The following is a 613-nucleotide window of genomic DNA, read 5'->3' on the forward strand; positions in this document are numbered from 1 at the left end:
GAGAATGGGGGCGATCGCCATCATCGAGGCGGCCGAGAGTTTTGCCCAGAACAGCCCCTGCGGACTTGAGAAGGAGGCGATGAAGGCCGTCAGCGGGGCTGCATTGGTGGTCGTCAGCCGGATGGTCCAGAAGGATTCGTTCCAGGCGAGGATGACGTTCAAGAGCAGCGTCGAGGCAATGCCCGGAACCGCCATCGGGGTCAGCACATGCACGATCTCGTTCCACAGCGATGCGCCATCCATGCGGGCGGCTTCCAGAATCTCGCCGGGGATTTCCCGAAAGTAAGTGTAGAGCATCCAGATGACGATCGGCAGGTTGATGAAGGTCAGCATGATGGTCAGCCCGATGCGGGTATCGAGCAGGCCGGCATTGCGGAAGATCAGATAGATCGGCACCAGCACGGCGACGGCTGGCATCATCTTGGTGGAGAGCATCCACATCAAAATGTCCTTGGTGCGCTTGGTCGGCGAGAACGCCATGGCCCAGGCGGCGGGAATGGCGATGATCAGCGCGATGATCGTCGAGCCGAGCGACAGCACCACCGAATTCATGAACGGCTTGAAGTAATCGCGCTGGGTCTGGACCGTCACATAGTTTTCCAGCGTGCCCGAC

At 60.0% G+C, this 613-nt stretch carries 1 protein-coding gene; it reads right to left on the reverse strand.

The features are described from left to right. On the reverse strand, window positions 1–613 hold a 613-nt coding region (locus ACQZ40_RS25730; RefSeq protein ID WP_448748914.1), incomplete at both ends, for a carbohydrate ABC transporter permease.

It is taken from the genome of Agrobacterium sp. 16-172Ci (assembly GCF_053522725.1).